Origin of the sequence: Pseudomonas sp. RIT-PI-S (genome assembly GCF_025642975.1) — a bacterium.
In the GTDB taxonomy this organism is placed as follows: Bacteria; Pseudomonadota; Gammaproteobacteria; order Pseudomonadales; family Pseudomonadaceae; genus Aquipseudomonas.
This window is the reverse complement of sequence record NZ_JANZKJ010000010.1, coordinates 157,721-182,186: the sequence shown is the minus strand read 5'-3', so window position 1 is coordinate 182,186 and position 24,466 is coordinate 157,721. Positions and strand designations below refer to the sequence as shown.

At 61.4% G+C, this 24,466-nt stretch carries 23 protein-coding genes; 11 read left to right on the top strand and 12 right to left on the bottom strand.

Going from position 1 to position 24,466, the window contains the following annotated elements; genetic code table 11:
* The 4 genes from OGL93_RS15555 to OGL93_RS15540 form a co-directional block, all read left to right on the top strand.
* On the top strand, positions 1 to 289 hold a 289-nt coding region (locus OGL93_RS15555), incomplete at its 5' end, for an energy transducer TonB (RefSeq protein ID WP_263263705.1).
* Between the two features lie 90 nt (positions 290 to 379).
* Positions 380 to 1,315, top strand: a complete 936-nt coding sequence (locus OGL93_RS15550; RefSeq protein ID WP_263263704.1) for a hydrogen peroxide-inducible genes activator — start codon at positions 380 to 382, stop codon at positions 1,313 to 1,315.
* A complete protein-coding gene (recG, locus tag OGL93_RS15545) occupies positions 1,312 to 3,387 on the top strand; it encodes an ATP-dependent DNA helicase RecG (RefSeq protein ID WP_263263703.1) in 2,076 nt (691 codons plus the stop codon). Before OGL93_RS15550 ends, recG begins: the two co-directional genes overlap by 4 nt.
* Positions 3,388 to 3,465: 78 nt before the next feature.
* Positions 3,466 to 4,869, top strand: a complete 1,404-nt coding sequence (locus OGL93_RS15540) for an aminoacyl-tRNA deacylase and HDOD domain-containing protein (RefSeq protein WP_263263702.1) — start codon at positions 3,466 to 3,468, stop codon at positions 4,867 to 4,869.
* A gap of 80 nt (positions 4,870 to 4,949) precedes the next feature.
* On the opposite strand, the gene OGL93_RS15535 is transcribed toward OGL93_RS15540, so the two are convergent.
* The 4 genes from OGL93_RS15535 to OGL93_RS15520 all read right to left on the bottom strand — a co-directional run bounded on the left by OGL93_RS15535 (position 4,950) and on the right by OGL93_RS15520 (position 7,297).
* On the bottom strand, positions 4,950 to 5,846 hold the full coding sequence (locus OGL93_RS15535) for a YsnF/AvaK domain-containing protein (RefSeq protein WP_263263701.1): 897 nt from the start codon (positions 5,844 to 5,846) through the stop codon (positions 4,950 to 4,952).
* 56 nt (positions 5,847 to 5,902) lie between these two features.
* Entirely contained in the window at positions 5,903 to 6,313 is a 411-nt protein-coding gene (locus OGL93_RS15530; protein WP_263263700.1) for a YsnF/AvaK domain-containing protein, read from the bottom strand.
* Between the two features lie 329 nt (positions 6,314 to 6,642).
* Positions 6,643 to 6,909: an HU family DNA-binding protein gene (locus OGL93_RS15525; RefSeq protein WP_263263699.1), complete on the bottom strand. Its 267-nt coding sequence runs from the start codon at positions 6,907 to 6,909 to the stop codon at positions 6,643 to 6,645.
* Positions 6,910 to 7,129: 220 nt separating this feature from the next.
* Entirely contained in the window at positions 7,130 to 7,297 is a 168-nt protein-coding gene (locus tag OGL93_RS15520) for a rubredoxin (protein WP_263263698.1), read from the bottom strand.
* A 53-nt stretch (positions 7,298 to 7,350) separates the two neighbouring features.
* Between OGL93_RS15520 and OGL93_RS15515 the strand changes: the two genes are divergently transcribed.
* From OGL93_RS15515 to OGL93_RS15495, 5 genes are all read left to right on the top strand, one after another.
* Positions 7,351 to 7,947 carry a chorismate lyase gene (locus OGL93_RS15515; protein ID WP_346659652.1) on the top strand — a complete coding sequence of 199 codons (597 nt, stop codon included), beginning with the start codon at positions 7,351 to 7,353 and terminating at the stop codon, positions 7,945 to 7,947.
* The gene (gene ubiA / locus OGL93_RS15510; protein ID WP_263263696.1) at positions 7,947 to 8,837 is read left to right on the top strand and encodes a 4-hydroxybenzoate octaprenyltransferase; all 891 of its coding nucleotides are present in this window, start codon (positions 7,947 to 7,949) and stop codon (positions 8,835 to 8,837) included. Before OGL93_RS15515 ends, ubiA begins: the two co-directional genes overlap by 1 nt.
* Positions 8,838 to 8,984: 147 nt before the next feature.
* Positions 8,985 to 9,674: a phosphate regulon transcriptional regulator PhoB gene (gene phoB / locus OGL93_RS15505; protein ID WP_263263695.1), complete on the top strand. Its 690-nt coding sequence runs from the start codon at positions 8,985 to 8,987 to the stop codon at positions 9,672 to 9,674.
* Between the two features lie 33 nt (positions 9,675 to 9,707).
* A complete protein-coding gene (gene phoR, locus OGL93_RS15500) occupies positions 9,708 to 11,021 on the top strand; it encodes a phosphate regulon sensor histidine kinase PhoR (RefSeq protein ID WP_263263694.1) in 1,314 nt (437 codons plus the stop codon).
* Between the two features lie 217 nt (positions 11,022 to 11,238).
* The gene (locus OGL93_RS15495) at positions 11,239 to 12,579 is read left to right on the top strand and encodes a hemolysin family protein (RefSeq protein ID WP_263263693.1); all 1,341 of its coding nucleotides are present in this window, start codon (positions 11,239 to 11,241) and stop codon (positions 12,577 to 12,579) included.
* An 8-nt stretch (positions 12,580 to 12,587) separates the two neighbouring features.
* Here OGL93_RS15495 and OGL93_RS15490 read toward each other — a convergent pair whose 3' ends face one another.
* The 8 genes from OGL93_RS15490 to OGL93_RS15455 form a co-directional block, all read right to left on the bottom strand.
* Entirely contained in the window at positions 12,588 to 13,484 is an 897-nt protein-coding gene (locus tag OGL93_RS15490) for a M23 family metallopeptidase (RefSeq protein WP_263263692.1), read from the bottom strand.
* A 71-nt stretch (positions 13,485 to 13,555) separates the two neighbouring features.
* Positions 13,556 to 14,470: a response regulator gene (locus OGL93_RS15485; RefSeq protein ID WP_263263691.1), complete on the bottom strand. Its 915-nt coding sequence runs from the start codon at positions 14,468 to 14,470 to the stop codon at positions 13,556 to 13,558.
* Positions 14,471 to 14,624: 154 nt separating this feature from the next.
* The gene (phoU, locus tag OGL93_RS15480; protein WP_263263690.1) at positions 14,625 to 15,383 is read right to left on the bottom strand and encodes a phosphate signaling complex protein PhoU; all 759 of its coding nucleotides are present in this window, start codon (positions 15,381 to 15,383) and stop codon (positions 14,625 to 14,627) included.
* A gap of 75 nt (positions 15,384 to 15,458) precedes the next feature.
* Positions 15,459 to 16,292 carry a phosphate ABC transporter ATP-binding protein PstB gene (pstB, locus tag OGL93_RS15475; protein ID WP_263263689.1) on the bottom strand — a complete coding sequence of 278 codons (834 nt, stop codon included), beginning with the start codon at positions 16,290 to 16,292 and terminating at the stop codon, positions 15,459 to 15,461.
* A 54-nt stretch (positions 16,293 to 16,346) separates the two neighbouring features.
* Positions 16,347 to 18,017 (bottom strand): phosphate ABC transporter permease PstA, encoded by a 1,671-nt coding sequence (pstA, locus tag OGL93_RS15470; RefSeq protein ID WP_263263688.1) that lies wholly within the window; start codon positions 18,015 to 18,017, stop codon positions 16,347 to 16,349.
* 14 nt (positions 18,018 to 18,031) lie between these two features.
* A complete protein-coding gene (locus tag OGL93_RS15465; RefSeq protein ID WP_263263687.1) occupies positions 18,032 to 20,302 on the bottom strand; it encodes an ABC transporter permease subunit in 2,271 nt (756 codons plus the stop codon).
* 63 nt (positions 20,303 to 20,365) lie between these two features.
* On the bottom strand, positions 20,366 to 21,355 hold the full coding sequence (locus OGL93_RS15460) for a phosphate ABC transporter substrate-binding protein PstS family protein (protein WP_263263686.1): 990 nt from the start codon (positions 21,353 to 21,355) through the stop codon (positions 20,366 to 20,368).
* 121 nt (positions 21,356 to 21,476) lie between these two features.
* Positions 21,477 to 22,766 (bottom strand): MFS transporter, encoded by a 1,290-nt coding sequence (locus tag OGL93_RS15455; protein ID WP_263263685.1) that lies wholly within the window; start codon positions 22,764 to 22,766, stop codon positions 21,477 to 21,479.
* A gap of 211 nt (positions 22,767 to 22,977) precedes the next feature.
* On the opposite strand from OGL93_RS15455, the gene OGL93_RS15450 reads away from it, so the two are divergent.
* Complete coding sequence (locus OGL93_RS15450; protein ID WP_263263684.1) at positions 22,978 to 23,379, top strand: acyl-CoA thioesterase; 402 nt, start codon at positions 22,978 to 22,980, stop codon at positions 23,377 to 23,379.
* An 82-nt stretch (positions 23,380 to 23,461) separates the two neighbouring features.
* A complete protein-coding gene (locus OGL93_RS15445) occupies positions 23,462 to 24,361 on the top strand; it encodes a D-hexose-6-phosphate mutarotase (RefSeq protein WP_263263683.1) in 900 nt (299 codons plus the stop codon).
* Positions 24,362 to 24,466: the final 105 nt, after the last annotated feature.

The window sequence follows — 24,466 nt, the reverse complement described above, 5'->3', positions numbered from 1 at the left end:
TTGGGAAAGCGAGGTCCTCGGGCGCTTGGCACGATTCAAGGAATACCCGCCAGGCGCTCGGAGCCGGGGCACCGAAGGCCAGGTAATTGTTGAGTTCACGCTCGACAACCAAGGGCGGGTGCTGGACGCGAATGTTGCCAGCAGTTCAGGCAGCAGCCTGCTCGACCGCGCCGCGCTTCGCGCCGTGAATCGGGCGCAGCCATTGCCGGTGCCACCCGCCGAAAAGCTGCACGGCGGTTCGGTCACCTTGCGTGCACCGTTTACCTTCAACCTGACCAAGGGCACTTGAGGAGGTTCTGATACAAGGTCAGGTGTTCGATAACGTGCGTCTATCGACGGCAGCCGCTATGCTGGGCCCGCAACTTCATGGACGCCCGTTATGACCCTCACAGAATTACGCTACATCGTCACGCTCGCTCAGGAGCAACATTTCGGCCACGCAGCCGAACGTTGCCACGTCAGCCAACCGACGCTGTCGGTCGGGGTAAAGAAACTCGAAGACGAACTGGGTGTGCTGATCTTCGAACGCAGCAAGAGCGCAGTCCGTCTCACCCCCGTAGGCGAAAGCATCGTGGCGCAGGCGCAGAAGGTTCTGGAACAGGCGCAGGGCATCCGTGAACTGGCCCAGGCGGGCAAGAATCAGCTGACCGCACCCTTGAAGGTTGGCGCTATCTATACCGTCGGCCCTTACCTGTTCCCTCACCTGATCCCCCAACTGCACCGCGTAGCACCTCAGATGCCGCTGTACATCGAGGAGAATTTCACCCATCTGCTGCGTGACAAGCTGCGTAATGGTGAGCTGGACGCGGTGATCGTGGCCTTGCCCTTCAACGAAGCCGATGTGCTGACCCTGCCGCTGTACGACGAGCCGTTCCAAGTGTTGATGCCCAGCGATCACCCGTGGACGCGCAAGGAAACCATCGACTCGGCACTGCTCAATGACAAGAGCCTGCTGTTACTGGGCGAAGGCCACTGCTTCCGCGATCAGGTCCTCGAAGCCTGCCCTACCCTCGGCAAGGGCGCCGAGGCCGCGCGGCATACCACGGTCGAGTCCAGCTCTCTGGAAACCATTCGCCATATGGTCGCCTCCGGCCTGGGCGTATCGGTCTTGCCGCTCTCGGCGGTGCATAGCCATCACTATGCGCCAGGTGTGATCGAGGTTCGCCCCTTAACGCCGCCGGCCCCCTTCCGCACCGTTGCCATCGCCTGGCGCGCCAGCTTCCCACGGCCCAAGGCGATCGAAATCCTCGCCGATTCGATCCGCCTATGCTCGGTGGCCAAGGCCCCAGCGGCGCCTACCAAAGCCGCAGTATGACCGAGCTCGCAGGGGTGCCGGTCACGGCGCTGAAAGGCGTGGGCGAGGCCATGGCGGAGAAGCTCGCCAGGGTGGGGTTGGAGACGGTACAAGATGTGCTGTTCCATCTACCGCTGCGCTACCAGGATCGCACCCGTGTATTGCCCATCGGCAGCCTGCGCCCAGGGCAGGATGCGGTCATCGAAGGGGTGGTCAGCGGCGCCGATATCGTCATGGGCAAGCGCCGCAGCTTGTTGGTTCGATTAGGCGACGGCAGCGGCGTGGTGAGCCTGCGCTTCTATCATTTCAGCAACGCCCAAAAAGACACGCTCAAGCGCGGCACTCACCTGCGCTGTTACGGCGAGGCCCGGCCCGGGGCGTCGGGGCTGGAGATTTACCACCCTGAATACCGTGCACTTACCGGCGACGAACCCGCGCCGGTGGAACAGACCCTTACACCGATCTATCCGTTGACCGAAGGCCTTACCCAGCAACGGCTGCGCCAGTTGTGCCAGCAAAGCCTGGGCATGCTTGGGCCTCGCAGCCTGCCGGACTGGTTACCCGAGGAGCTGGCGCGGGAACACCGCCTGAGCGCGCTTGGCGATGCCATTCGCTACCTTCACCAGCCTCCCGCTGATGCCGATGTCGACGAGCTTGCCCTTGGCCAACACTGGGCTCAGCAGCGGCTCATTTTCGAAGAGCTGCTCACCCACCAGCTTTCCCAGCAGCGGCTGCGCGAAAGCCTGCGGGCGCAGCGGGCGCCGGCGCTGCCCGAGCCACGTACACTGCCGGCTCGCTATCTGGCAAACCTGGGATTCACCCCTACCGGCGCGCAGCGGCGGGTTGGCGGCGAGATCAGCTACGACCTTAACCAGGACGCGCCCATGCTGCGCCTGGTGCAAGGGGACGTCGGCGCCGGCAAAACGGTAGTTGCCGCCCTGGCGGCGTTGCAGGCGATCGAAGCGGGTTACCAGGTGGCCCTGATGGCGCCGACGGAGATCCTGGCCGAGCAGCATTTCATCAACTTCCAGCGTTGGTTCGAGCCCCTCGGTATCGAGGTCGCGTGGCTGGCTGGCAAGCTCAAGGGCAAGGTGCGCCAGGGGGCACTGGAGCGAATCGCAAGCGGTGCGCCCATGGTGGTCGGCACCCATGCCTTGTTCCAGCCGGAAGTGCGCTTCCACCGCCTTGCCTTGGCGATCATCGATGAGCAACACCGCTTTGGCGTGCAGCAACGCCTGGCGCTGCGGCAAAAGGGTGTCGACGGCAAGCTGTGCCCCCACCAGTTGATCATGACCGCTACGCCGATCCCGCGGACCCTGGCCATGAGCGCCTATGCCGATCTCGACACTTCGGTGCTGGATGAACTTCCGCCCGGGCGTACCCCCGTCAACACGGTGCTTGTGGCCGACAGCCGGCGGATCGAGGTAATCGAGCGAGTGCGCGCCGCGTGTGCCGAGGGGCGTCAGGCGTACTGGGTCTGTACCCTTATCGAGGAATCGGAAGAGCTTACCTGCCAAGCGGCGGAAACCACCTTCGAGGAGCTGACCAGCGCGTTGGGCGAGCTGCGGGTAGGTTTGGTGCACGGGCGCATGAAGCCTGCGGAGAAAGCAGAGGTCATGGCCCGTTTCAAGCAAGGCGAGTTGCAGCTATTGGTCGCTACCACGGTCATTGAAGTAGGCGTGGATGTGCCGAATGCCAGCCTGATGATCATCGAGAACCCCGAGCGCCTCGGGCTGGCCCAGCTGCACCAACTCCGTGGCCGCGTGGGCCGCGGCAGCACCGCAAGCCACTGCGTATTGCTCTATCACCCGCCCCTGTCGTTCATCGGCCGGGAACGCCTGGGCATCATGCGCGAGACCAATGATGGTTTCGTGATCGCTGAAAAAGACCTAGAGCTGCGCGGGCCTGGCGAAATGCTCGGTACACGGCAAACCGGCCTGCTACAGTTCAAGGTGGCCGACCTGATGCGTGACGCTCACCTCCTGCCAGCTGTGCGTGAAGCCGCCCAGGAACTGCTCGCTCGCTGGCCGGGGCACGTAACGCCACTGTTGGAGCGCTGGCTGCGCCATGGCCAGCAATATGGCCAGGTTTAAGCGCCTGTTTCCCCTAATATTCCCGCCAAATTACCGAAGATGAGTATACTGGCGCTTTGTAAACGTTCGGATACAGCCATGACTGAAGTTGCCTTGGAAGTAGCACCACCGCACGCCCCCCATGCCATCGAGCAGCTGTTGCGCAACCACGGCATCGGTTACCGCGAAGTGATCGACACGCCATTGCTGAACCCCGCCCGCCAGGTGCAAGCAGTCTTGCTGGGTGACGCAGTTGGGCTGCTTCTGGTGCTGCTGCGCAAGGATCAGTTGTTGGACCTGACCCGCCTGGCGGAGATTTATGGCCGTACCCTCACAGCCGTTCCCGTCGAAAAGCTCAAGCGTCTTCTAGACCCTTTGCAGCTGGGTGAGCTGCCTGGCATTCCACTGGCCATCAGTGCTCCCTGCGTTTATGACGAACGCCTGGTCGACATCGAATACGTGCTGGTGTCCTCCGGCCAGCCTGGCGTACTGCTGGAAATTTCCACTGACCAGGATCAGTTCCGCAAGGCCTTGGCCAATGCCAGTTCCGCCCGCTTCGGTGAACCTGTGGATAAACAGGTTGCGCATACCAGCCTCACTGGGCCACTCACGGCGATTTCCAAGGGCGTGCAAGCCTTCACCGCTCGGCGGATCCAGCAGCGGCTTGAGGACACCATCGAAATCCCCCCTCTGGCTACCACCGCGCAAAAGATCATCAAGCTTCGGGTCGACCCGGACGCCAGCACTGACGACGTTACCGGTGTTGTCGAAACCGACCCGGCATTGGCCGCGCAGGTCGTCAGCTGGGCGTCATCACCCTATTACGGTTCCGCCGGCAGGATCCGTTCCGTCGAGGATGCGATCGTCCGGGTGCTGGGCTTCGATCTAGTGATCAACCTAGCCTTGGGCCTGGCGCTGGGTAAAACCCTCACCCTGCCCAAGGACAAGCCCCAACATGCCACCCCCTACTGGCAGCAGTCGCTTTACACGGCGGCCGTGGTAGAGGGCCTGACGCGCGCCATTCCCCGAGCGCAGCGACCGGAGGCAGGCCTTACCTATCTGTCTGGCTTGCTGCATAACTTCGGTTACTTGCTGCTGGCGCATGTTTTCCCGCCGCATTTCTCTCTGGTTTGCCGTCACCTGGAGGTCAACCCTCACCTTCCTCACGCCTATGTGGAGCAACACTTGCTAGGCATCAGCCGCGAGCAGGTCGGTGCCTGGCTGATGAAGCATTGGGACATGCCCGAAGAGCTGGTCACCGCGCTGCAGTACCAGAACGACGCCACCTATACCGGCGAGCATGCGATCTACGCCAACCTGGTTTGCCTGGCGGTGCGCCTGCTGCGTGCGCGAGGCAAAGGCTTCGAGGTCGAGGAAGACATCCCCGACGCGTTGCTGGATCGCGTGGGTGTCAGCCGTGAAAAGGCCGACGACGTCGTCAACAAGGTGCTCGACGCAGAACAGCTGTTGCGCGAACTTGCTCAGCAGTTTGGGCAAGGGTAAAACCCGCCACGCTTTAAGAACCCGTAATGTAAAAGGCCGCCATAAGGCGGCCTTTTCACAACTAACGCTACGGAAATGAATCAACGATCCGTGCGTACGTTGTCCTTCAACACTCCATCTTTCAAAACCCCATCCTTCTGGATGTCGACCTCGGTATTGCGAACGGTGTCCCGTATGGTTTCCTGGTGCTCGGACGCTTCCTTGCGGACCACCACCTCTTCGACCACCCGGGCGGTTTTCTGGACAACGGCCTGCTCGGCAGTTTCCTGGATCTCGATGGAGCCTTCCCTGAAGGTGTCCAACTCCCCTGCCGTGGCAGCGCGATCGACCGGCCTACGCTCGATCTCCGCGTGCTCTTCACGCAGGTTAACGGTCTCTTCCACCGGCCGTTCGGTCAGCCGTGAGATAACACGCACCCGGCCAGTATCGACCTGACGTTTACCCACACGCAGGTCCTCTTGAATCACCGGAATGGCAGCCCGGCCGTCCAGGCCGGCGGCAGTATGGCCAACCGATGCGCTCGCCGCGCCCAGGTGATTCCCGGCAAGGTGATTGCCAGCGAGATGGGTCGCCCCTTGTGAACCCCAGGTGGCGGCCCGCTCGTCGATATCAAAGGCACCGTTTTGTTCAAGAATTTCTTGAGCCAGGAGTACGTCATCATCATCGTCGACAGTAACCGTGAGCACGGTTGCACCATTACGGTAGGCGTCCGAATAGGCACTAACGTGCTGATTCACTCGGTCATCGTTATCACTACCGAAGAGGGAGCTGAAGAAATGGCTGACTTTATCGCCGAAAGATTCGTCATGATCATGTACTGCGCCAGTGCCTAACGGAGAGTTCCCGATTGCCACTGTCTCGTCGCTCGATGACGATATATTAATATTGCTGTCCATCACTTTCTTACGAAGCAATGCGTCTCTGGCGGCGTTGGCTTCGTTCAAGTTGTCGAACGCAGCTATCAATGTATGGCTCATATATACCTCATTTCGGGTTGAATGCGATTATTAGCTATGAATAGAGCGTGGCCTCTCTACTCTTCCTCTGTCGCCACACCATCGTCGCCGCGCATTAATACAACGGCTTCTTTTCTTAATGTGACTTCCTCGCTATAGAGCGCCTCGCTCACTTCATGCCTGATATGCAGTTCTTCCTTGAGGACGAGTCGTTTCTCCACAACCAGCACCTCTTCAAGTACCGGAATGATGGTGACGCCGTTTTCGGTCCTTACCTTTGGCGGATTACCTGCATCCACCACAGTATCTCTGGGCACTCTCAGAATCGAAGCTCCACGGCTCTGTAAAACTTCTGACACAGTTACGTTCTGAGTTTCGACAGTTTTCTCCAGCGTCACTGCATCGGTAGTGACCGTTCGTTTGGAAACAGTCATCTCCTCTTCAATAACTGGAATCACGTCACCATCGGTGTACATGTCGTCGTTCATCATCCGACCCTGTGCTGAAAATGCATCCTCAACTGCTATTAACTTGAGTAGCCGTACGTTCGATCAGTTCAAAGTGATTGTCACAGGCCAAATATGCCAGACGAACGGAAGCCTCGACCGGGCTTATCCAGCGCAACCACGGCAGTTATCGCCGAGTGACACCTGTGTGCCGGCAAGAAGGTTGGTGAATAAATTTCAAACGAGGGTTATATGAATATTGCAGCGACACGGTATGGAAAGGAATAACCGAAGAGGATCCGAAACTTGAAGTGCAGGGATGGAGCCCCCAGGCGAACCTGAGCCGGTTCACACAGGGGGCAGGCTGTAACTTAGATACTGTCGCGCAGGTTTTTGCCCGGCTTAAAGGCCACGGTGTTGCTAGCGCCGATCTGGATCGGTTCGCCAGTTTGTGGGTTCTTGCCTTTACGGCCACCTCGATGGCGCTTGACGAATGTTCCGAAGCCGACAAGGGTGACATTTTCTTTATCGACGGCCTGGGTAATTTGCTCCAGTACCACGGTAAGCACGCGCTTGGCGGTGTCCCTGGTGATGGCGGCCCGTTCGGCAATAGCGTCGACGACTTCGTTTTTGTGCATAAATGATGCCTCTTGTGCAGTTTTTGTTTTTATGCCCGGCAAGAACAGCCTGTGCCGGGTATCCCGTGGACTTTTGTCTACGGCTGGCTGACCGAGAATGGCACGGCGGACGCCCTCGCGCCAGTAGCCCGAACAGCCTTATTACGGATATTTCGAGCTGATTCCGACGGATTGAAGGGCGTATCGGCCAGCTATATCGCTCTTGTATGACCGCTTGGTTTCACACGATCTCGATCATCTCAAAATCGTTCTTGCCTACGCCGCAGTCCGGGCACAGCCAATCTTCAGGCACATCTTCCCAGCGGGTGCCAGCCGCAAGACCTTCATCGGGGCAACCAAGCGCTTCGTCGTAGATGAAACCGCATACCACGCACTGCCATTTTTTCATTGCTTCACCTCTCGTTACGCTATGCCCAGGCCAGCTAAACCCTGCGACCTTTCATGCTAAGCTCCATGGCCTGCCAACCGCCATGCTCCTATACCGTGTCGCATCACACCACTGCTTCTTGCCCCCCTTCCTGGAGCGATCACCTCGAAACAGCTAATGGTCCTTGTCAGGACTGGCTGTTCGATACGGGGTCGCTTACCCGACGTTTGATCCGGCTGTCCGCAGATGCCTTTAGCGTGGCGCCCTTGAGTGAAGGCTGGGCGACCCTGCGCGACGACGAATGCCTCGCTCTGGACCTTGCCCCTGGCACCACCGGATGGGTACGCGAAGTGTACCTGAGCGGCCACGGCCGACCGTGGGTCTTCGCCCGCAGCGTGGCAGGGCAGCAGGCGCTCAAGCAAGATGGTTTCCCTCTGGCCGCGTTAGGATCACGCTCGCTGGGTGAACTGCTGTTCGTCAACGGCGGGTTTAGCCGGGGACGCATTGAAGTGTGCCGCTATCCCACACAGTGGCTTCCCGCTTCGCAAACAGGCGACACACTTTTGGCCAGGCGGTCCCGCTTTGACCGCGATGCGCTGGGCATTCTGGTCACCGAGGTGTTTTTGCCTGAATTCTGGGCCATGCTGCCCCGCTCACCGGAGGCGCCTTGATGTACCAGGAACTGCTTCGCTCACTTAACCGCTTGCACCCGCGCGCCTGGGATTTCGTCCAGTTAAGCCGGATGGACAAGCCCATCGGTATCTACCTGCTGCTATGGCCCACGCTTTGGGCCCTGTGGATCGCCGGCGACGGCGCGCCCTCGGTGGCCAATGTCGCGATCTTTGTGTTAGGCGTAGTTCTCATGCGCGCGGCAGGCTGCGTGGTCAACGATTTCGCTGACCGTCACGTGGACGGCCATGTGCGACGTACCGAACAGCGCCCCTTGGTCAGCGGCAAGGTGCGCGGCCGTGAGGCACTGGTATTTTTCGCCGTGCTGGTGTTGCTGAGCTTCTTGCTCGTGCTGTGCACCAATGCCGCTACCGTGTGGCTCTCGCTAGGGGGCCTGGCCTTGGCGGCCAGTTACCCTTTCATGAAGCGTTACACCTATTACCCCCAAGTGGTGCTGGGGGCGGCGTTTTCCTGGGGCATGCCGATGGCTTTCACCGCCGAAACCGGCCACGTCCCTGCGGCGGCCTGGTGGTTGTACCTGGCGAATTTGCTCTGGACAGTCGCCTACGACACTTACTACGCCATGACGGACCGAGAGGATGACTTGCGCGTGGGGATCAAATCCACGGCGATTCTGTTCGGCAATTCGGATCGGTTGATTATCGGCATCTTGCAGGGGCTGGCCATTGTCTGCCTGTTGCTGGCGGGTTCACGCTTTGGCCTCGGCGGCTGGTTCTATGCGGGCCTGGTGGTGGCCGCTGGCTGCTTCGCCTGGGAAGCCTGGACCACCCGCCGGCGGGAGCGTATGGCGTGTTTCGAAGCCTTCCTGCACAACCACTGGGCCGGCCTGGCGATATTTGCTGGCATCGTGATGGACTATGCCTGGCGCTGAGCCATGCACCAAACGGCGGGGGCACGCGCAGCGGAAAGCTTCAGCGCGCGGGGGATAACTTGCTACCCTTCTCGAAGCTGTCATGTGACTGCAATATTTGCGTTATCTAATGCAGCGCAACATCCAGGACAGGCTTGAGGTTAAACCATGGTGGGTAAAAGCATTCTCATAGTCGACGACGAAGCGCCTATCCGCGAGATGATCGCTGTGGCGCTGGAAATGGCCGGCTATGAATGCCTTGAAGCGGAAAACAGCCAGCAGGCCCACGCCATCATCGTCGACCGCAAGCCGGACCTGATCCTGCTTGATTGGATGCTCCCCGGCACGTCCGGGATCGAGCTGGCTCGCCGTCTCAAGCGAGACGAGCTGACCGCCGCCACGCCGATCATCATGCTCACCGCCAAGGGTGAAGAGGACAATAAGATCCAAGGCTTGGAAGTGGGCGCCGACGACTACATCACCAAGCCGTTTTCACCGCGCGAACTGGTCGCTCGCCTCAAGGCCGTACTACGCCGCGCCGGCGCTACCGACAACGAAACACCGATCGAGGTAGGCGGCCTGCTGCTGGACCCGATCAGCCACCGCGTGACCATCGACGGGCGCCCAGCCGATATGGGGCCCACCGAATACCGCCTGCTGCAGTTCTTCATGACCCACCAGGAACGTGCCTATACCCGCGGCCAGTTGCTCGATCAGGTTTGGGGCGGCAACGTGTATGTAGAAGAACGTACCGTCGATGTGCACATCCGCCGGTTGCGCAAGGCGCTGGGCGATGCCTATGAGAACCTGGTACAAACCGTGCGCGGGACGGGGTACCGTTTTTCCACCAAGGCTTGAAGCGGTGAGCATTGCCAAAGGACTGATCGCTAATTGAACCGGAACTGGCACGGCGTTCTGCTTCGCCATCTACTGCTATTGATTGGCGCGTGCCTACTGCTGGGGTTGTTGACCGGCCACTATGGCCTTTGCCTTGCCGCGGGCCTGGGAGGCTACCTGGCCAACACCCTGCGCCACCTGCTGCGGCTGCAGCATTGGCTGCGCCACCAGCAGCCAGACGAGGCACCACCCGAGGGTCATGGGCTGTGGGGAGATGTGTTTGATAACATCTACAACCTGCAACGACGGGACAGCCGTGCCAGGGCGCGCCTGCAAGGCGTGATCGACCGGGTGCAGGAATCCACCGCAGCCTTGCGCGATGCCGTGATCATGCTCGACAGCGACGGCAACCTGGAATGGTGGAATCGCGCCGCCGAAACCCTCCTGGGCCTCAAGACTCCCCAAGACGGCGGCCAGCCCATCACCAACCTGGTGCGCCACCCCAGGTTCAAGGATTACTTCGAAGCCGAGCATTACGCAGAGCCTCTGGAAATGCCGTCGCCCTTGAATGACCGGGTACGCCTGCAGTTCATGATCACCCGCTACGGCAACAACGAACACCTGATGGTGGTGCGTGACGTGACTCGCATCCACCAGCTCGAGCAGATGCGCAAAGACTTCATCGCCAACGTGTCCCACGAATTGCGTACACCGCTTACCGTGATCACCGGCTACCTGGAGACGCTGCTGGATAACGCCGGGCATCTGAACCCTCGCTGGCTGCGCGCCCTGCAACAAATGCAGCAACAAGGCAGCCGCATGCAGACGCTGCTAAACGACCTACTGCTGCTGGCCAAGTTGGAAGCGACCGATTACCCGTCGGACAACCATCCCGTCGATGTGCATGCCATGCTGCGTAGCATCGTCAACGACGCCACGGCGCTGTCCGGCGAGCGCCACCATCTGGTCACCCTGGAGGCAGCGCCCGGCCTGCGGATGAAAGGAAGCGAACCGGAGCTGCGCAGCGCATTTTCCAACCTGGTATTCAACGGGGTGAAATACACCCCGGACAACGGCCGGGTGCACGTGCATTGGTGGCAGGATGAAACCGGGTTGCACTTGAGTGTGCAGGACTCGGGCATCGGCATCGAGCCAAAGCATATACCCAGGCTTACCGAACGGTTTTACCGGGTCGACTCCAGCCGCAGCTCAAGCACGGGCGGCACCGGCCTGGGGCTGGCGATCGTCAAGCATGTGTTGCTGCGGCATAAGGGGCGGCTCGAGATCACCAGCGTGCCCGGCAAGGGCAGCACCTTCACCTGCCACTTCCCGCTGACAGCGCTGGCGGCGCCGGCAACGGACGAGTAGCGGGCCAATAAGCCCACATTCGCGTGGCTTTGCCCCAATCCCACAACTCAGGCCCAGCGCTGGATTTCTATGAGCTTGGCGACGGCCTGTGAACCCAAGCGCCGGGGGCGCACGGTTTACCACTGGCCAATCCTGAATCTAATCGCTAAATTGCTTCATTCGCGCCGGCGAATGGCGCTAACTCCTTTTTATCAGCACGGATCTCACACGTCTCCCAATGGACCCTTCCCCTGCTTTATCGCTCCAAGCCCTCTTCGCCGATTTCGGCATGATTCTCTTCGCATTCTTCCTGGTTTTGCTCAACGGCTTCTTCGTTGCGGCCGAGTTCGCCATGGTCAAGCTGCGCTCCACCCGGGTTGAATCGATTGCCGAGAAGCAAGGCTGGCGCGGGAAGATCCTGCGCACCGTGCATAACCAGCTTGACGCTTACCTGTCTGCCTGCCAGTTGGGCATCACCCTCGCCTCGCTCGGCTTGGGCTGGGTGGGCGAGCCTGCCTTTGCTCACTTGCTCGAGCCGCTGCTGTCGGTGCTGGGGGTACAGTCCGCGGAAGTCATCCGGGGTGCCTCGTTCTTTACCGCCTTCTTCGTGATTTCCTACCTGCACATCGTGGTAGGGGAACTGGCGCCCAAATCCTGGGCCATTCGCAAGCCGGAATTGCTGTCGCTGTGGACGGCCGTCCCGCTGTATCTGTTCTACTGGGCGATGTACCCGGCCATCTGGCTGCTCAATGCCAGCGCCAACGGCATCCTGCGCATTGCTGGCCAAGGCGAGCCGGGGCCGCACCACGAGCACCATTACAGCCGCGAAGAACTCAAGCTCATCCTCCACTCCAGCCGTGGCCAGGACCCGAGCGACCAGGGCATGCGTGTGCTGGCTTCGGCGGTGGAGATGGGCGAGCTGGAAGTGGTCGACTGGGCCAATTCCCGCGAGGACCTGGTTGTGCTGGAGCACAGCGCGCCGCTCAAGGAGATCCTCGCCACCTTCCGCCGCCACAAGTACAGCCGCTACCCGGTGTACGACAGCGAGCGTGGTGAGTTCGTCGGCCTGCTGCACATCAAGGACCTGCTGCTGGAGCTGGCGGCATTGGACCACGTGCCCGAGTCGTTCAACCTCGCCGAGCTGACCCGGCCGCTGGAGCGCGTGTCTCGCCACATGCCGCTGGCCGAGCTGCTCGAGCAGTTCCGCACCGGCGCGGCGCACTTTGCCCTGGTCGAAGAAGCCGACGGCAAGGTCATCGGGTACCTCACCATGGAAGACGTGCTGGAAGTTCTGGTGGGCGATATCCAGGATGAGCATCGCAAGGCAGAACGCGGCGTGCTGGCGTACCAGCCCGGCAAGCTCTTGGTGCGCGGCGACACTCCGCTGTTCAAGGTCGAGCGCCTGCTAGGGGTGGACCTGGACCACATCGAGGCTGAAACACTTGCAGGGCTGGTCTACGACAGCCTCAAGCGGGTGCCCGAAGACGAAGAAGTGATCGAAGTGGAAGGCCTACGGATCATCATCAAGAAGATGAAAGGCCCCAAGATCGTGTTGGCCAAGGTGCTCAAGCTCAGCTGAAACGCCCGCTAACGGTCACCCACGGCAAAATTCGGCAGGCTTTGCAGAGGCCTGTCGAATTGATAAGGAATGGACTCCAGCCCCCGCCCGCCGTTGCGTTGAACCACGAAATGCAAGTGCGGGCCGGTGCTGTGCCCGGTATTTCCCGAACGTCCTAGCGGTTCGCCAAGCCTCACCTGCTCTCCCTCACGGACCACAATCGACCCCTGCATCAGGTGCAGGTAAACGCCCATGGTGCCGTCGTCATGCAGCACGCGCACGAAATTGCCCGAAGGCTCGGCGCCACCAGCACCCTGATTGTTCTCGACCTTGATCACGGTGCCGGCCCGCGCAGCGATGATGGGCGTGCCCTCAGGCATGGCAATGTCGATGGCATAACGCCCAAGGGCACCGGTATGGCTGAAGGTCCCGTTCGGACCTTGGCTGATCCGGAAGGGCCCTCCGAGCCAGGGGAAGGGGTATCGATATGTAGCTGGGCTGGCGGAAGGATCGCCCAAGGCGTAGCTGAAGCCAGGTGTGCCGGTCACCGGCGTGCCTGCCTTGGCTGCCACCAAGGTAGCGAGGGTGAGGGTGGAGCGCGGGGGGACGGTCCGAGTGATGCTGCGAGGGGCAGTACCGGCAGCGTTACGCAGGTGAGCCAGGCGAAGCTCTACCTGTACTGGCGCATAAAGGTCGTTCTGCGCTTCGTAGCTCACCTTCGTTCCCATACGCCGGGTATTCAAGCGCACCTGGGCGGCCAGCGACTCGACCATTCGATCTTCGAACACCAGCCGCCGCGCGCCCGGTGTTACCCGGTCCGTGTAATTGACCACGCCATTGGCATCGACGAATTTGTAGATCGCCACGGCCTGAGCGTGGCTGCAGGCAGCGGCGACCAGTGCGGAAAGCAGGTAGCGCCAGCGCATGGTGAGTTCACCCCAAACGATATAGCGACGTAGCCTAGCAGCGATCTGCCCTGCTACGCCGCTCCAGTGCCCTAGGCACCAGGCACGAAGTGTTTCTGCGTGGTGCCACGGGCGATCAGCCGCGAGAGGTAGTCCAGCTTTTGCGCGTCTTGGTCTACGAAGCGGAACGTCAGCTGCAGCCATTCGCTATCGGGCTTGGCCTCCACCGCAACCACCGCATGTAGGTAACCGTTGAGGCGGGCCACGTCGTTATCGCCCTGCTCCAGGTCCAGCACCGCTTGCTCAAGCACCTGCGGCAGGGGCTCGCCCCGCTTGACCACCAACAAGGCCTCCTTGAGGCTCAGCGCCTTGATCACGCAGGCCATGTTGCCACCACCGGCCAGCCGCAGCTGCCCTTGGCCTCGGCCACCACTCGCGGCAGCCGCCGGGCGTGGCGCCGGGGCCGCAGCGGCCGGCGCCGGGGCTGCGGGGCGAGGCGCCGCGGCAGGTGCTGCCGCTGCCACGCTCTCGGCCGGGCGGCTAGCCGTCAGGGCTGCGAGGGAATCGTTGGCGAAGGCAGCAGCGTTAGGCCGTGAGCCAGGTCCGCTCATCAAGGCCTCGAGCTTGCCAGCACGGTGCAGGGCTTTCTTGACCTTGGTCAGCAGCTGCTCGTTGGTGAAGGGCTTACCGACGAAGTCCGATACACCGGCCTGGATTGCCTGGATGACGTTTTCCTTGTCGCCCCGGCTGGTGACCATGATGAAGGGCACGGTTTTGGTGCTTTCCTGCTCACGACACCAGCTCAGTAGCTCCAGGCCGGTCATTTCCGGCATTTCCCAATCGCAGAGGATCAAGTCGAACGGGTCCTTGGCCAGCATGGCTTGAGCCTTGCGTCCGTTGACTGCGTCCTCGATCTGCATTCCAGGGAAGGCGTTACGCAAACATTTTTTAACCAGATCGCGGATGAAAGGCGCGTCATCCACCACCAGAACACTGACCTTGGCCATTAAGGACTCCTGAAATTGGTTCGAACAGCATAGCCTGCGTCACCGCCGCCATAAGCCGCCCGAACCTCACACCCGCCCTGCGGATGCCAAAAAAACTGCTCCCAGTATGAATGAAAACGCCCGGCGCGGGCCGGGCGTCGTTCCTTGGGTAAACTTACTTATCGTCAGGCTGGGCCGAAACATTAGCGCGCTGGGCGTTGCGGCGAACTTCTTCCTTCATGCGTTCCAGCCCCAGGTGCCTTACATCGGTGCCTTGAACCAGATAAATGACCAGCTCGGCGATATTGCGCGCATGGTCACCAATGCGCTCCAGCGAGCGCAGCGCCCAGATCACGTTGAGCACCCGCGAGATAGAACGCGGGTCTTCCATCATGTAGGTCACCAGTTCGCGCAGGGCAGTTTTATATTCCCGATCGATGGTCTTGTCGTACTGCGCCACGGCCAGGGCCAGGTCGGCGTCGAAGCGGGCGAAAGCATCCAGCGCATCACGGACCATCTTCAGCACCTGGTCGCCGATGTGGCGCACTTCCACATAGCCACGCGGCGCTTCGCCCTCCTCGCACAGCTGGATCGCCCGCCGGGCGATCTTGGTGGACTCGTCGCCAATCCGCTCCAGGTCGATGACGGACTTAGAAATGCTGATGATCAGCCGTAGGTCCGACGCGGCAGGCTGGCGGCGGGCCAAGATACGCAAGCACTCCTCGTCGATGCTGCGCTCCATCTGATTGATTTCATCATCGATGTCCCGCACTTGCTGAGCGAGGCCGGAATCTGCCTCGATCAGTGCGCTGACCGCATCGTTGACCTGCTTTTCCACCAGCCCGCCCATGGCCAGCAGGTGGCTGCGCACTTCTTCGAGCTCCACGTTGAACTGCTGGGAGATGTGATGATTGAGGCTATGTTTGTCGATCATGGGTCAGGTCCTTGGTGTGCCGAGGGTAGTTGGCGACAACGGTGGGCGCAGTGCTTCAGCAGCGCGGAACACCCATCAGCCGTAGCGGCCGGTGATGTAGTCTTCGGTCTGCCTTTTCTGGGGGTTGGTAAACATGCGGTCGGTATCGCCGAACTCGACCAGCTTGCCCATGTGCATGAACGCCGTGTAATCGGATACACGGGCGGCCTGCTGCATGTTGTGGGTCACGATCACTATGGTGAAGCGTGATTTCAGTTCGTAGATCAACTCCTCGACCTTGAGCGTAGAGATCGGGTCCAGTGCCGAACACGGCTCGTCGAGCAACAGCACCTCCGGCTCCACGGCGATGGTCCGGGCAATGACCAGCCGCTGCTGCTGGCCACCGGACAACCCCAGGGCGGACTCATGCAGCCGGTCCTTTACCTCATCCCACAGCGCGGCGCCGCGCAGTGCCCATTCCACGGCGTCATCGAGCACACGCTTCTTCTTAACGCCCTGGATGCGCAGCCCATACACCACGTTCTCGTAGATGGTCTTGGGGAAGGGGTTAGGCTTCTGGAACACCATGCCCACCCTCCGACGCAGCTCGGCGACATCTTCGCCCTTGCGATAGATATCGGCCCCGTACAGGTTGACGGCGCCTTCCACACGGCACTCATCGACCAGGTCGTTCATGCGGTTGAAGGTGCGTAGCAGGGTGGACTTGCCACAGCCAGACGGCCCGATGAACGAGGTGACCCGTCGCTGCGCAATGTTCAGCGCTACGTCGAACAACGCCTGCTGCTTGCCGTAATACAGGCTCAACCCGGCGACCTCGATAGCGATGTCCTCGGTAGCAATGTCCAGCCGCTGCTTCTTGCGGCCCAGCGCGGCCATGTCAAGGCGGCGGCCGGGTGTGTGTTGCTCCATCGGAAGCTCCATACCTATCAGTCGTCCAACGAGCAGCATGGGCCGCCCGCTACATCAAGTGTCGAGGGCACGGTATTTCTCCCGCAAATGGTTGCGGATCGCCACGGCCGACAGGTTAAGCAAGCCGATGACCACTACCAGCAGCAGGGCCGTGGCATACACCAGTGGCCGCGCCGCCTCCACATTCGGGCTCTGGAAGCCCACATCGTAGATGTGAAAGCCCAGGTGCATGATTTTCTGGTCCAGGTGCAGGTAGGGGTAGTTGCCATCGACGGGCAAGGCGGGTGCGAGCTTGACCACGCCGACCAGCATCAACGGTGCCACTTCTCCGGCTGCCCGGGCAATGGCGAGGATCAGCCCGGTCATCATGGCCGGGCTGGCCATGGGCAGCACGATTTTCCAGAGGGTTTGCGCCTTGGTCGCGCCCAGCGCCAGCGAGCCCTCGCGCAGTGACCGCGGTATGCGCGCCAAGCCCTCTTCGGTGGCAACGATCACCACGGGCACGGCCAACAACGACAGCGTCAGCGAAGCCCAGAGCAAGCCCGGCGTGCCGAGAGTGGGCGCGGGCAACGCTTGGGCGAAGAACAGCCGGTCCAGTGAACCGCCCAGCACATAGACGAAAAAGCCCAGGCCAAACACGCCGTAGACGATCGCCGGTACCCCAGCCAGGTTATTGACCGCGATGCGGATCAGCCGAGTCATCCAGCCTTGGCGCGCATACTCACGAAGATAGACAGCGGCCAGCACGCCAAAGGGCGTGACCACGACCGCCATGATCAGGGTCATCATCACAGTGCCGAAGATGGCCGGGAACACTCCGCCCTCGGTGTTCGCTTCACGCGGTTCGGTGCTTAGGAACTCCCACAGCTTGCTGAAGTAGAAAGCGGTTTTCTCCGCCCATCCCATGGCGTTGGGCCGATAGGCACGCAACACGTTCGCCAGGCTGACCTCTACCTGGCGGCCCTGGGCGTCGCTCAAGGTGACGCTGTCGCGCTCCGCTTGGCGACGTAGATCGTCCAGCTGGGCTTCCAAACCCTGGTAGCGAGCCGCCAAGGCACTGCGCTCAGCGGCGAAGTCAGCCTGTGCGGTAGCCGTCAGCTTACCGCTGAGTTCCAGCTGGCGGTTTTGCAGGCGCAGCCGCTCCAAGCTGTGATTGATGCCCCCGACGTCGTTCTTTTCAAGCTGTTCGAGCTGACGCGAGAGTTCTTCGGCCCTGGCCAGCCGGGCCTGAAGCGGCGCCCAGGCGCCCTCGCCTTCCGCGATCACCAGCCCTGCCTCCTTGAGGTTGATGAGGCTGCCGTAGAAGTTGCCCCACTCGCGGCGCTCCAGGGTGACCAGTTGGGGCGGGAACTGACGGTCCACCAGCCACTCATCGATGACCCAGTTGAAGTCATTGCCATTGAGGTCCCGGTTACCCAGTTTGATCAGCGCCCGGGTAGCGAGCGTGCTGCCATCATCGTTGAGCGGCAGGCCGGCGCCACGCAACCTGGCCCTGGGCGCCTGTTCTTGTTCGACTACCTCGCCAATCAGCGCAACGGGCGCCTGGCCGGGTACCTGATAAGTAGCCTGGAGCAGGTCCGCGGGCCAGAAATGGCCCAGGCCGCGGATCGCAATCAGCGCCAGCAGCCCAAGGGTCATGATGACTGCCACCGAAACCGCGCCGGCGCTCAGCCAAACCCCGGGGGCTCCACTGCGCAGCCATGCCAGAGGGGTCACCTTGCTCACTACCCTGCCCCTTCTCACAGCGAGGAATATTGCTTGCGTAACCGCTGGCGGATCAGCTCCGCCACGGTGTTCATCGCAAAGGTAAACAACAACAAGGCCAGCGCAGCCAGGAACAGCACTCGGTAATGGCTGCTGCCCACCTCGGATTCAGGCAACTCGATCGCCACATTGGCAGCCAGGGTGCGCATGCCCTCGAACAAGTTCATGTCCATGATCGGCGTATTACCCGTGGCCATGAGCACGATCATGGTTTCGCCGACGGCGCGGCCCATGCCGATCATCAGCGCCGAGAAGATCCCCGGGCTGGCAGTGAGCAGCACCCCCCGAATCAGCGTCTGCCAAGGGGTCGCGCCCAGCGCCAGCGAGCCGAATGTCAGGCTACGCGGCACGCTGAACACGGCGTCCTCGGCGATCGAGTAAATGGTGGGGATCACTGCAAAGCCCATGGCGATCCCCACCACCATCGCGTTGCGCTGATCGAAATCCAGGCCCAGGTTGGCGCTGAGCCACTGGCGCATGTCGCCATCGAACAGGGTGTGTTCCAGCCAGGGGCTCAGGTAAAGCGAGCCTGCGCCCAACAACAGGATCACCGGGATCAGCAAGGCGCTTTCCCAACCTTCTGGCACGCGCAGGCGCAGGCTCGCTGGCAAACGGCCCCACAGCAACCCGGCCAGCAGTATGCCGAGGGGAATCAGCAGCAACAGGCCGAAGATGCCCGGGAGATGGCTCTCTAGGAACGGGGCCAGCACCAACCCGGCGAAAAACCCGAGGATGACCGTGGGCAGCGCCTCCATCAGCTCGATCACCGGCTTGACCTTGCGGCGCATCGACGGGGCCATGAAGTAGGCCGTGTAGATCGCTGCGGCGACTGCCAGTGGCGCGGCCAGCAACATGGCGTAAAACGCCGCCTTGAACGTGCCGAATGCCAATGGCGCGAGGCTCAGCTTGGGTTCGAAGTCGGCATTCGAAGCGGTGGACTGCCACACGTATTCAGGGCTGTCGTAGTGCTCATACCAGACCTTGTCCCAGAGCGCGCTCCAGGACACCTCCGGGTGTGGGTTGCGCAAGGTCAGCTTGAGCAGTTTGCCCTGCTCCTCCAGCAGCAGGCGATTGGCTCGTGGCGACAACGCCAGTGCGCCACTGCCGGCGGCAACCTGTTCGATCAGCAAGGTGCGGTGGGCGGTGCTGTGAAACACCCCCAGTTGCCCGCGGTCATCCAGGGTCACGAAACCCTTTCGCCGCTGCTCGGGGTTGATGCGGCTGATAGGCGCGGTGCCAAGGCGGAAGTCACGGATGTGGCTCAGCCGCGGCTCGCCGTCCAGGTCCCTGCTCATGAACCATTGGCCAAGGCTGCCGTTGGAAGCGCCAATCAGCAGGGATACCCCGCCCACCAGCTGTGCGCTCGCGGTCACGCTGGCGCTGGCGTCTTCAAGGAGTTTATAGCGGCCATTGAGCAGTTTTTTGTGCAGGTCGAAGACGTCGGCCTGGGCGCGACCGTTTATCACATATAGCCAGCGCTGGCCGGGGTCGATGTAGACCGCCTGCACGGCTTCAGTCAGCTGTGGCAGCGCGACCTTCGCTTGAGCCGGCGGCGCATCGCCGTTGGTGGTAAGCGCCAGCACATTGAGCCTGCTGTTATCGGCGCCGGCCAGCAGCACACCGGTGTCGTTGGCACTGACGGCCAAGTGCTGCAATGCGCTGCCCGGTTCATTGATCGCGAACGGCACCCGCCCGTAGGGGTATTCCACCGAAGGCGTGATCGTTTTGCGGTTCTCCGGCCACGCGGTTTGATACAGGTGCCGAAATATCAGCGCCTGGCCGTTGGACAACCCCAACGCCACTAGGCCCCTGCTGGGCTGATCCTGAGCCACCGCGGTAACGCCAGCGCCGGCTGGCAAAGGCAGGGTCACGCGGCTAAGCACAGCACCGTCGGCAGTAGAGAAGAACACCACCTCGCCGCGGTCCGACACGCGCATCGCTACCCGGTTCTGCTCCTCGACGGTCAGCAGCACGGGCTGCCCAGCGCTTTGCAGCCAACTCGGTGCCAGGGTTGCACCGACCCTCAAGCTGGCACCTTGGAACAACGGCGCGACTACATACGTGAGGTAGAAAAAGATCAAGGTGATAGCAGCCAGCACGGCAAGCCCACCCACCAACACATACCAATGAGTGAAACGATCGACGAGCGCACGCAACCGGCGATGGCGCTGCATGGCCGGCGTGTTGAAATCGATGCGCGCCGGGGGCGTGCGTGAGGTTGCCTTGCTTACAGCCGGATCTTTCATCCGCACACCCTAGCGGCGATATATGACAGAAACGTGACATCACGGTGACAGCACCGTCGCGCTTCAAGGTTTTGATACGCCCTCGCCGCCGAGGCCTAACCCGGTGAGTATCTTGGCCACCACCGGCGCTGGCAGGGGAATATAACCGTCCCTGGCCACCAACTGCTGGCCGGTCTTGGACAATATCAACTTCACGAACTCAGCTTCCAGTGGCGGCAGCGGCTGGTTGGGCGCCTTGTTGACATACAGGTACAGGTAGCGCGCTAGCGGATAGCTGCCATTGACCGCGTTCGCTTCGGTGTCTTCGATAAACGGCCCGCCCTCACGCCGGGCCAAAGGCACCGTGCGTACGCTGGCCGTTTTATAACCGATCCCCGAATAGCCGATGCCGTTGAGTGAGCTGCTGATCGCCTGCACTACCGACGCCGAGCCGGGCTGTTCATTCACGTTGGCCTTGAAGTCACCCTTGCACAGGGCCTGCTCCTTGAAATAGCCATACGTGCCAGAAACCGAGTTGCGCCCGAACAGCTGCAACGGCTGGCCGGCCAGGTCTCCCATCAGCCCCAGGTCGCTCCAACGCCGCGCATCGGCACGGGCTCCGCACAGGCGAGTGGAGGAGAACACGGCGTCCAACTGCTCCAGGGTCAGCCCTTTGATGGGGTTGTCCTTGTGCACAAAAACCGCAAGGGCATCGATTGCCACCGCGATCGCCGTGGGCTTGTAGCCGTATTTTTGCTCGAAGGCCTGCAGTTCGACGTCCTTCATCTTGCGGCTCATCGGCCCCAGGCTGGCGGTCCCTTCCGTTAGCGCGGGTGGGGCTGTCGAGGAGCCGGCGGCTTGTATCTGGATATTGACGCTCGGATACACACGCTTATAAGCCTCGGCCCAGAGCGTCATCAGGTTGGCCAGGGTGTCCGAGCCTACGCTGGTGAGATTGCCCGACACCCCTGTGACCTTGCCGTACTCCGCCAAGGCAGGGTCTACGGTCGCGCATACCGGGGCCACCAGGCTCGCCGCGACTGTAAATACCGCCATCAGGCGCTTGAGGGTCATGGGTGCTCCGGGCGGCGAAAGCGCGCAGGCAAGAGGGGGCCTTGGCAGGCGAGGGGCAGCATTCTAGGAATGTTTTGTTACAGGTTGATGAAAGGCCGCCCTCGCGAGCGGCCAAAACACATCACTGCCGGCGCAAGAGCAGCCGCAGGCCGATGAAGAAGCCAAGCACACACAACCCGGCCACATACCAGGAAGCGCCCATCGGGTTGTTCTTGATCAGCATGGTGACCGCCAGCGGGGTGAGGCCGCCGAAGATCGCATAGGCGAGGTTGTAGGAGAACGACAGGCCCGAGAAGCGCACTACCGCCGGGAATGCCTTGACCATCACATAGGGCACGGCGCCAATCACGCCAACGCACAAGCCGGTGACCGCGTACAGCGGGAACAGCCAGTCGGGGTGGGCCTGCAAGCTGTGATACAGCGTCCAGGAGCTTACGCCCAGGGCAACGCTGCCCACGGTAAATACTTTGCCGGCACCGAAACGGTCGGCCAGAAAGCCAGCCAGGATGCAGCCCAGGCTGAGGAATACAATCGCCAGGCTGTTAGCCTGCAACGCGACCTTAGCCGGGAACCCATAGATGGTCTGCAATAGCGTGGGGGTCATGAGGATCACCACTACAATGCCCGCCGACAGCAGCCAAGTCAGCAACATGGACAGCACTACCGCCCCGCGGTGATCGCGCAATACCCGTTGCAGCGGCAGTTCGGCCGCCAGGGCCTTGCGTTGTTGTAGCTCGGCGAAGATAGGGGTCTCGTGCAACCAGCGCCGCAGGTAAACCGAAAGCAACCCGAACACGCCACCGAGAATGAACGGGATACGCCAGGCGTAAGCGACCACTTCTTCGGGGGCGAACAGACTGTTGATCACCGTTGCCACCAGCGACCCAAGCAGGATCCCCGTGGTCAGGCCGCACGTAAGGGTGCCGCAGGCATAGCCGATGTTGCGCGCCGGCACGTGCTCGGAAACGAACACCCACGCCCCGGGCACTTCACCGCCGATAGCCGCGCCTTGGATCACCCGCAGCAATAGCAGCAGTACGGGGGCCGCGATGCCGATCTGTGCGTACGTGGGCAGCAGGCCCATGCACAGCGTGGGCACGGCCATCATGAAAATACTCAGCGTGAACATCTTCTTGCGGCCCAGCAAATCGCCGAAATGGGCCATGACGATCCCGCCCAACGGGCGCGCCAGGTAACCGGCGGCGAAAATACCGAAAGACTGTACCTGCTTAAGCCATTCGGGCATGTCAGCCGGAAAGAACAACTTGCCGACTACAACCGCGAAGAACACAAAGATGACGAAATCGTAAAACTCCAGCGCGCCGCCGAGGGCCGACAGCGACAAGGTCTTGTAATCATTACGGTTAAGCGGGCGCGTAGACGGCGCGGCGCTGGATTGCGCGGTGCTCATGGGCAGACTCTCTTATTGATCGCATTCAGCAGCAGGCTCCGCCAGCGTCGGGGCGCCGGTCGGTTCTGGAAGATAGCAAATTGCTTGATAAAGCACATATATCTGTGTTTGAACGGTTATGCACGAACGTAGGGCTCTATATACTGGGCAACATTGGCCCTGGCGGCGCGCAGCGCCATCACTTCGAAGTCATGGGTCCGAGGCCCCCGGCATGATTGAACTCGAACAAGAAGACCCTATTCCGCAAGGCGACCTCGCCTTGCAAATCACCGCGCTCCCCCGCGAAACGAATGGCTTTGGCGACATCTTTGGCGGCTGGCTGGTGGCCCAGATGGACCTGGCCGGCACGGCCATGGCGAGCAAGGTCGCTGGAGGTCGCGTGGCGACTGTCGCCATCGACCGCATGGCCTTCCTGGTGCCAGTAGCGGTTGGCGCGCAATTGTCGTTCTACACCCAAACCCTGGAGATCGGCCGTAGCTCGATCCAGATGATGGTCGAAGTGTGGAGCGACGATCCGTTGTCCAGTGAATGGCGCAAGGTCACCGAAGCGGTGTTCGTGTTCGTCGCCATCGACGGTAGCGGCCGAACCCGCACTGTTCCGCCACGGCGCTGACCCAAGGTTTTCACCCTGCGCCTAAACTTGCCGGCAATGAGGCGGTCAACGTCACACTCTTACTTGGTATCGAGGAAGCGATATGTCGACCCCCACGGTGGAAAAGCTCAAGCAGGGTGAACTGGACATCTGGCAGATCAAGACCGCCGGGGCGGAACTGCTGGTGGCAGAACAAGGCGCTCAGGTATTGAGCTACACGCGCACGGGTGAGCAGCCGCTGATCTGGCTCAACGACCACGCCGAGTTCAAGCTAGGCAAAGCGATCCGCGCTGGAGTACCGGTGTGCTGGCCCTGGTTCGGTAGCCTGGCGCGTAACCCGCAAGCCATTCAGCAGATGCGTGAAGGCAACGATCCCGCCCCATCCCACGGGCTGGTGCGTACGCTGAAGTGGAACTTGGCCGCCCCGGAGATTGAAGACGACAAGGTCACGCTGACCTTTCTCCTGCCCGAAGCCGACGGCCGCTTGCCTGGTTGGCCACATGCCGCACGCCTGGAATTGAAAATCGTATTGGCCGATACGCTGAGCCTGTCACTGACCACGCTCAACCTTGGCGTCGACACGCTGCATCTGAGCCAAGCACTGCATACCTATTTCGCCGTCAGCGATGTGCGGCAGGTCGCGGTCGAGGAAGTCGCCGGGCTGCAATACGTCGAAACGCTGGAAGATTGGGAGCAACGCACGCAGAGTGGCCAGCTGGAAGTGACCGGCGAGACGGACCGGGTCTACTTGCAAACCCCTGCTCGCCTGAGCATTGCCGACAGCGGCTGGGACCGCCGCATCCTGATCGATACCCAGGGCTCGGCTAGCGCGGTGATCTGGAACCCCTGGATCGAGCGAGCCGCGGCGCTCCCGGATATGACCAACGACGGCTGGCAGCGGATGTTCTGCATCGAAACAGCCAATGTGCTGGCCGATGCTAGAGTCCTGGCTCCTGGGGAATCCCACACGATGACCGTGACCTTCTCCAGCGAAGCGCTGTAATTCGCTGCGCGCCGGTCGCGGCAAGCCGATTGCTACGAAATTAGAACCCTGATGCCTAGCAGCAAGGCTTGCCGACGACCCCTTCACCGCCCCACTGGGGCGCAG

Bases quoted from the DNA above. Each gene is read 5' to 3' on its own strand.
- OGL93_RS15535 (WP_263263701.1), bottom strand. From the start codon at position 5,846: ATGAGCCATACATTGATAGCTGCGTTCGACAACTTGAACGAAGCCAAC.
- ubiA (WP_263263696.1), top strand. From the start codon at position 7,947: ATGTACCAGGAACTGCTTCGCTCACTTAACCGCTTGCACCCGCGCGCC.
- pstB (WP_263263689.1), bottom strand. From the start codon at position 16,292: ATGGAGCAACACACACCCGGCCGCCGCCTTGACATGGCCGCGCTGGGC.
- OGL93_RS15540 (WP_263263702.1), top strand. From the start codon at position 3,466: ATGACTGAAGTTGCCTTGGAAGTAGCACCACCGCACGCCCCCCATGCC.
- OGL93_RS15520 (WP_263263698.1), bottom strand. From the start codon at position 7,297: ATGAAAAAATGGCAGTGCGTGGTATGCGGTTTCATCTACGACGAAGCG.
- OGL93_RS15460 (WP_263263686.1), bottom strand. From the start codon at position 21,355: ATGACCCTCAAGCGCCTGATGGCGGTATTTACAGTCGCGGCGAGCCTG.
- OGL93_RS15525 (WP_263263699.1), bottom strand. From the start codon at position 6,909: ATGCACAAAAACGAAGTCGTCGACGCTATTGCCGAACGGGCCGCCATC.
- OGL93_RS15455 (WP_263263685.1), bottom strand. From the start codon at position 22,766: ATGAGCACCGCGCAATCCAGCGCCGCGCCGTCTACGCGCCCGCTTAAC.
- phoB (WP_263263695.1), top strand. From the start codon at position 8,985: ATGGTGGGTAAAAGCATTCTCATAGTCGACGACGAAGCGCCTATCCGC.
- phoU (WP_263263690.1), bottom strand. From the start codon at position 15,383: ATGATCGACAAACATAGCCTCAATCATCACATCTCCCAGCAGTTCAAC.
- OGL93_RS15465 (WP_263263687.1), bottom strand. From the start codon at position 20,302: ATGAAAGATCCGGCTGTAAGCAAGGCAACCTCACGCACGCCCCCGGCG.
- OGL93_RS15445 (WP_263263683.1), top strand. From the start codon at position 23,462: ATGTCGACCCCCACGGTGGAAAAGCTCAAGCAGGGTGAACTGGACATC.
- OGL93_RS15450 (WP_263263684.1), top strand. From the start codon at position 22,978: ATGATTGAACTCGAACAAGAAGACCCTATTCCGCAAGGCGACCTCGCC.
- OGL93_RS15485 (WP_263263691.1), bottom strand. From the start codon at position 14,470: ATGGCCAAGGTCAGTGTTCTGGTGGTGGATGACGCGCCTTTCATCCGC.
- OGL93_RS15515 (WP_346659652.1), top strand. From the start codon at position 7,351: ATGCTAAGCTCCATGGCCTGCCAACCGCCATGCTCCTATACCGTGTCG.
- OGL93_RS15495 (WP_263263693.1), top strand. From the start codon at position 11,239: ATGGACCCTTCCCCTGCTTTATCGCTCCAAGCCCTCTTCGCCGATTTC.
- OGL93_RS15530 (WP_263263700.1), bottom strand. From the start codon at position 6,313: ATGAACGACGACATGTACACCGATGGTGACGTGATTCCAGTTATTGAA.
- OGL93_RS15550 (WP_263263704.1), top strand. From the start codon at position 380: ATGACCCTCACAGAATTACGCTACATCGTCACGCTCGCTCAGGAGCAA.
- recG (WP_263263703.1), top strand. From the start codon at position 1,312: ATGACCGAGCTCGCAGGGGTGCCGGTCACGGCGCTGAAAGGCGTGGGC.
- OGL93_RS15490 (WP_263263692.1), bottom strand. From the start codon at position 13,484: ATGCGCTGGCGCTACCTGCTTTCCGCACTGGTCGCCGCTGCCTGCAGC.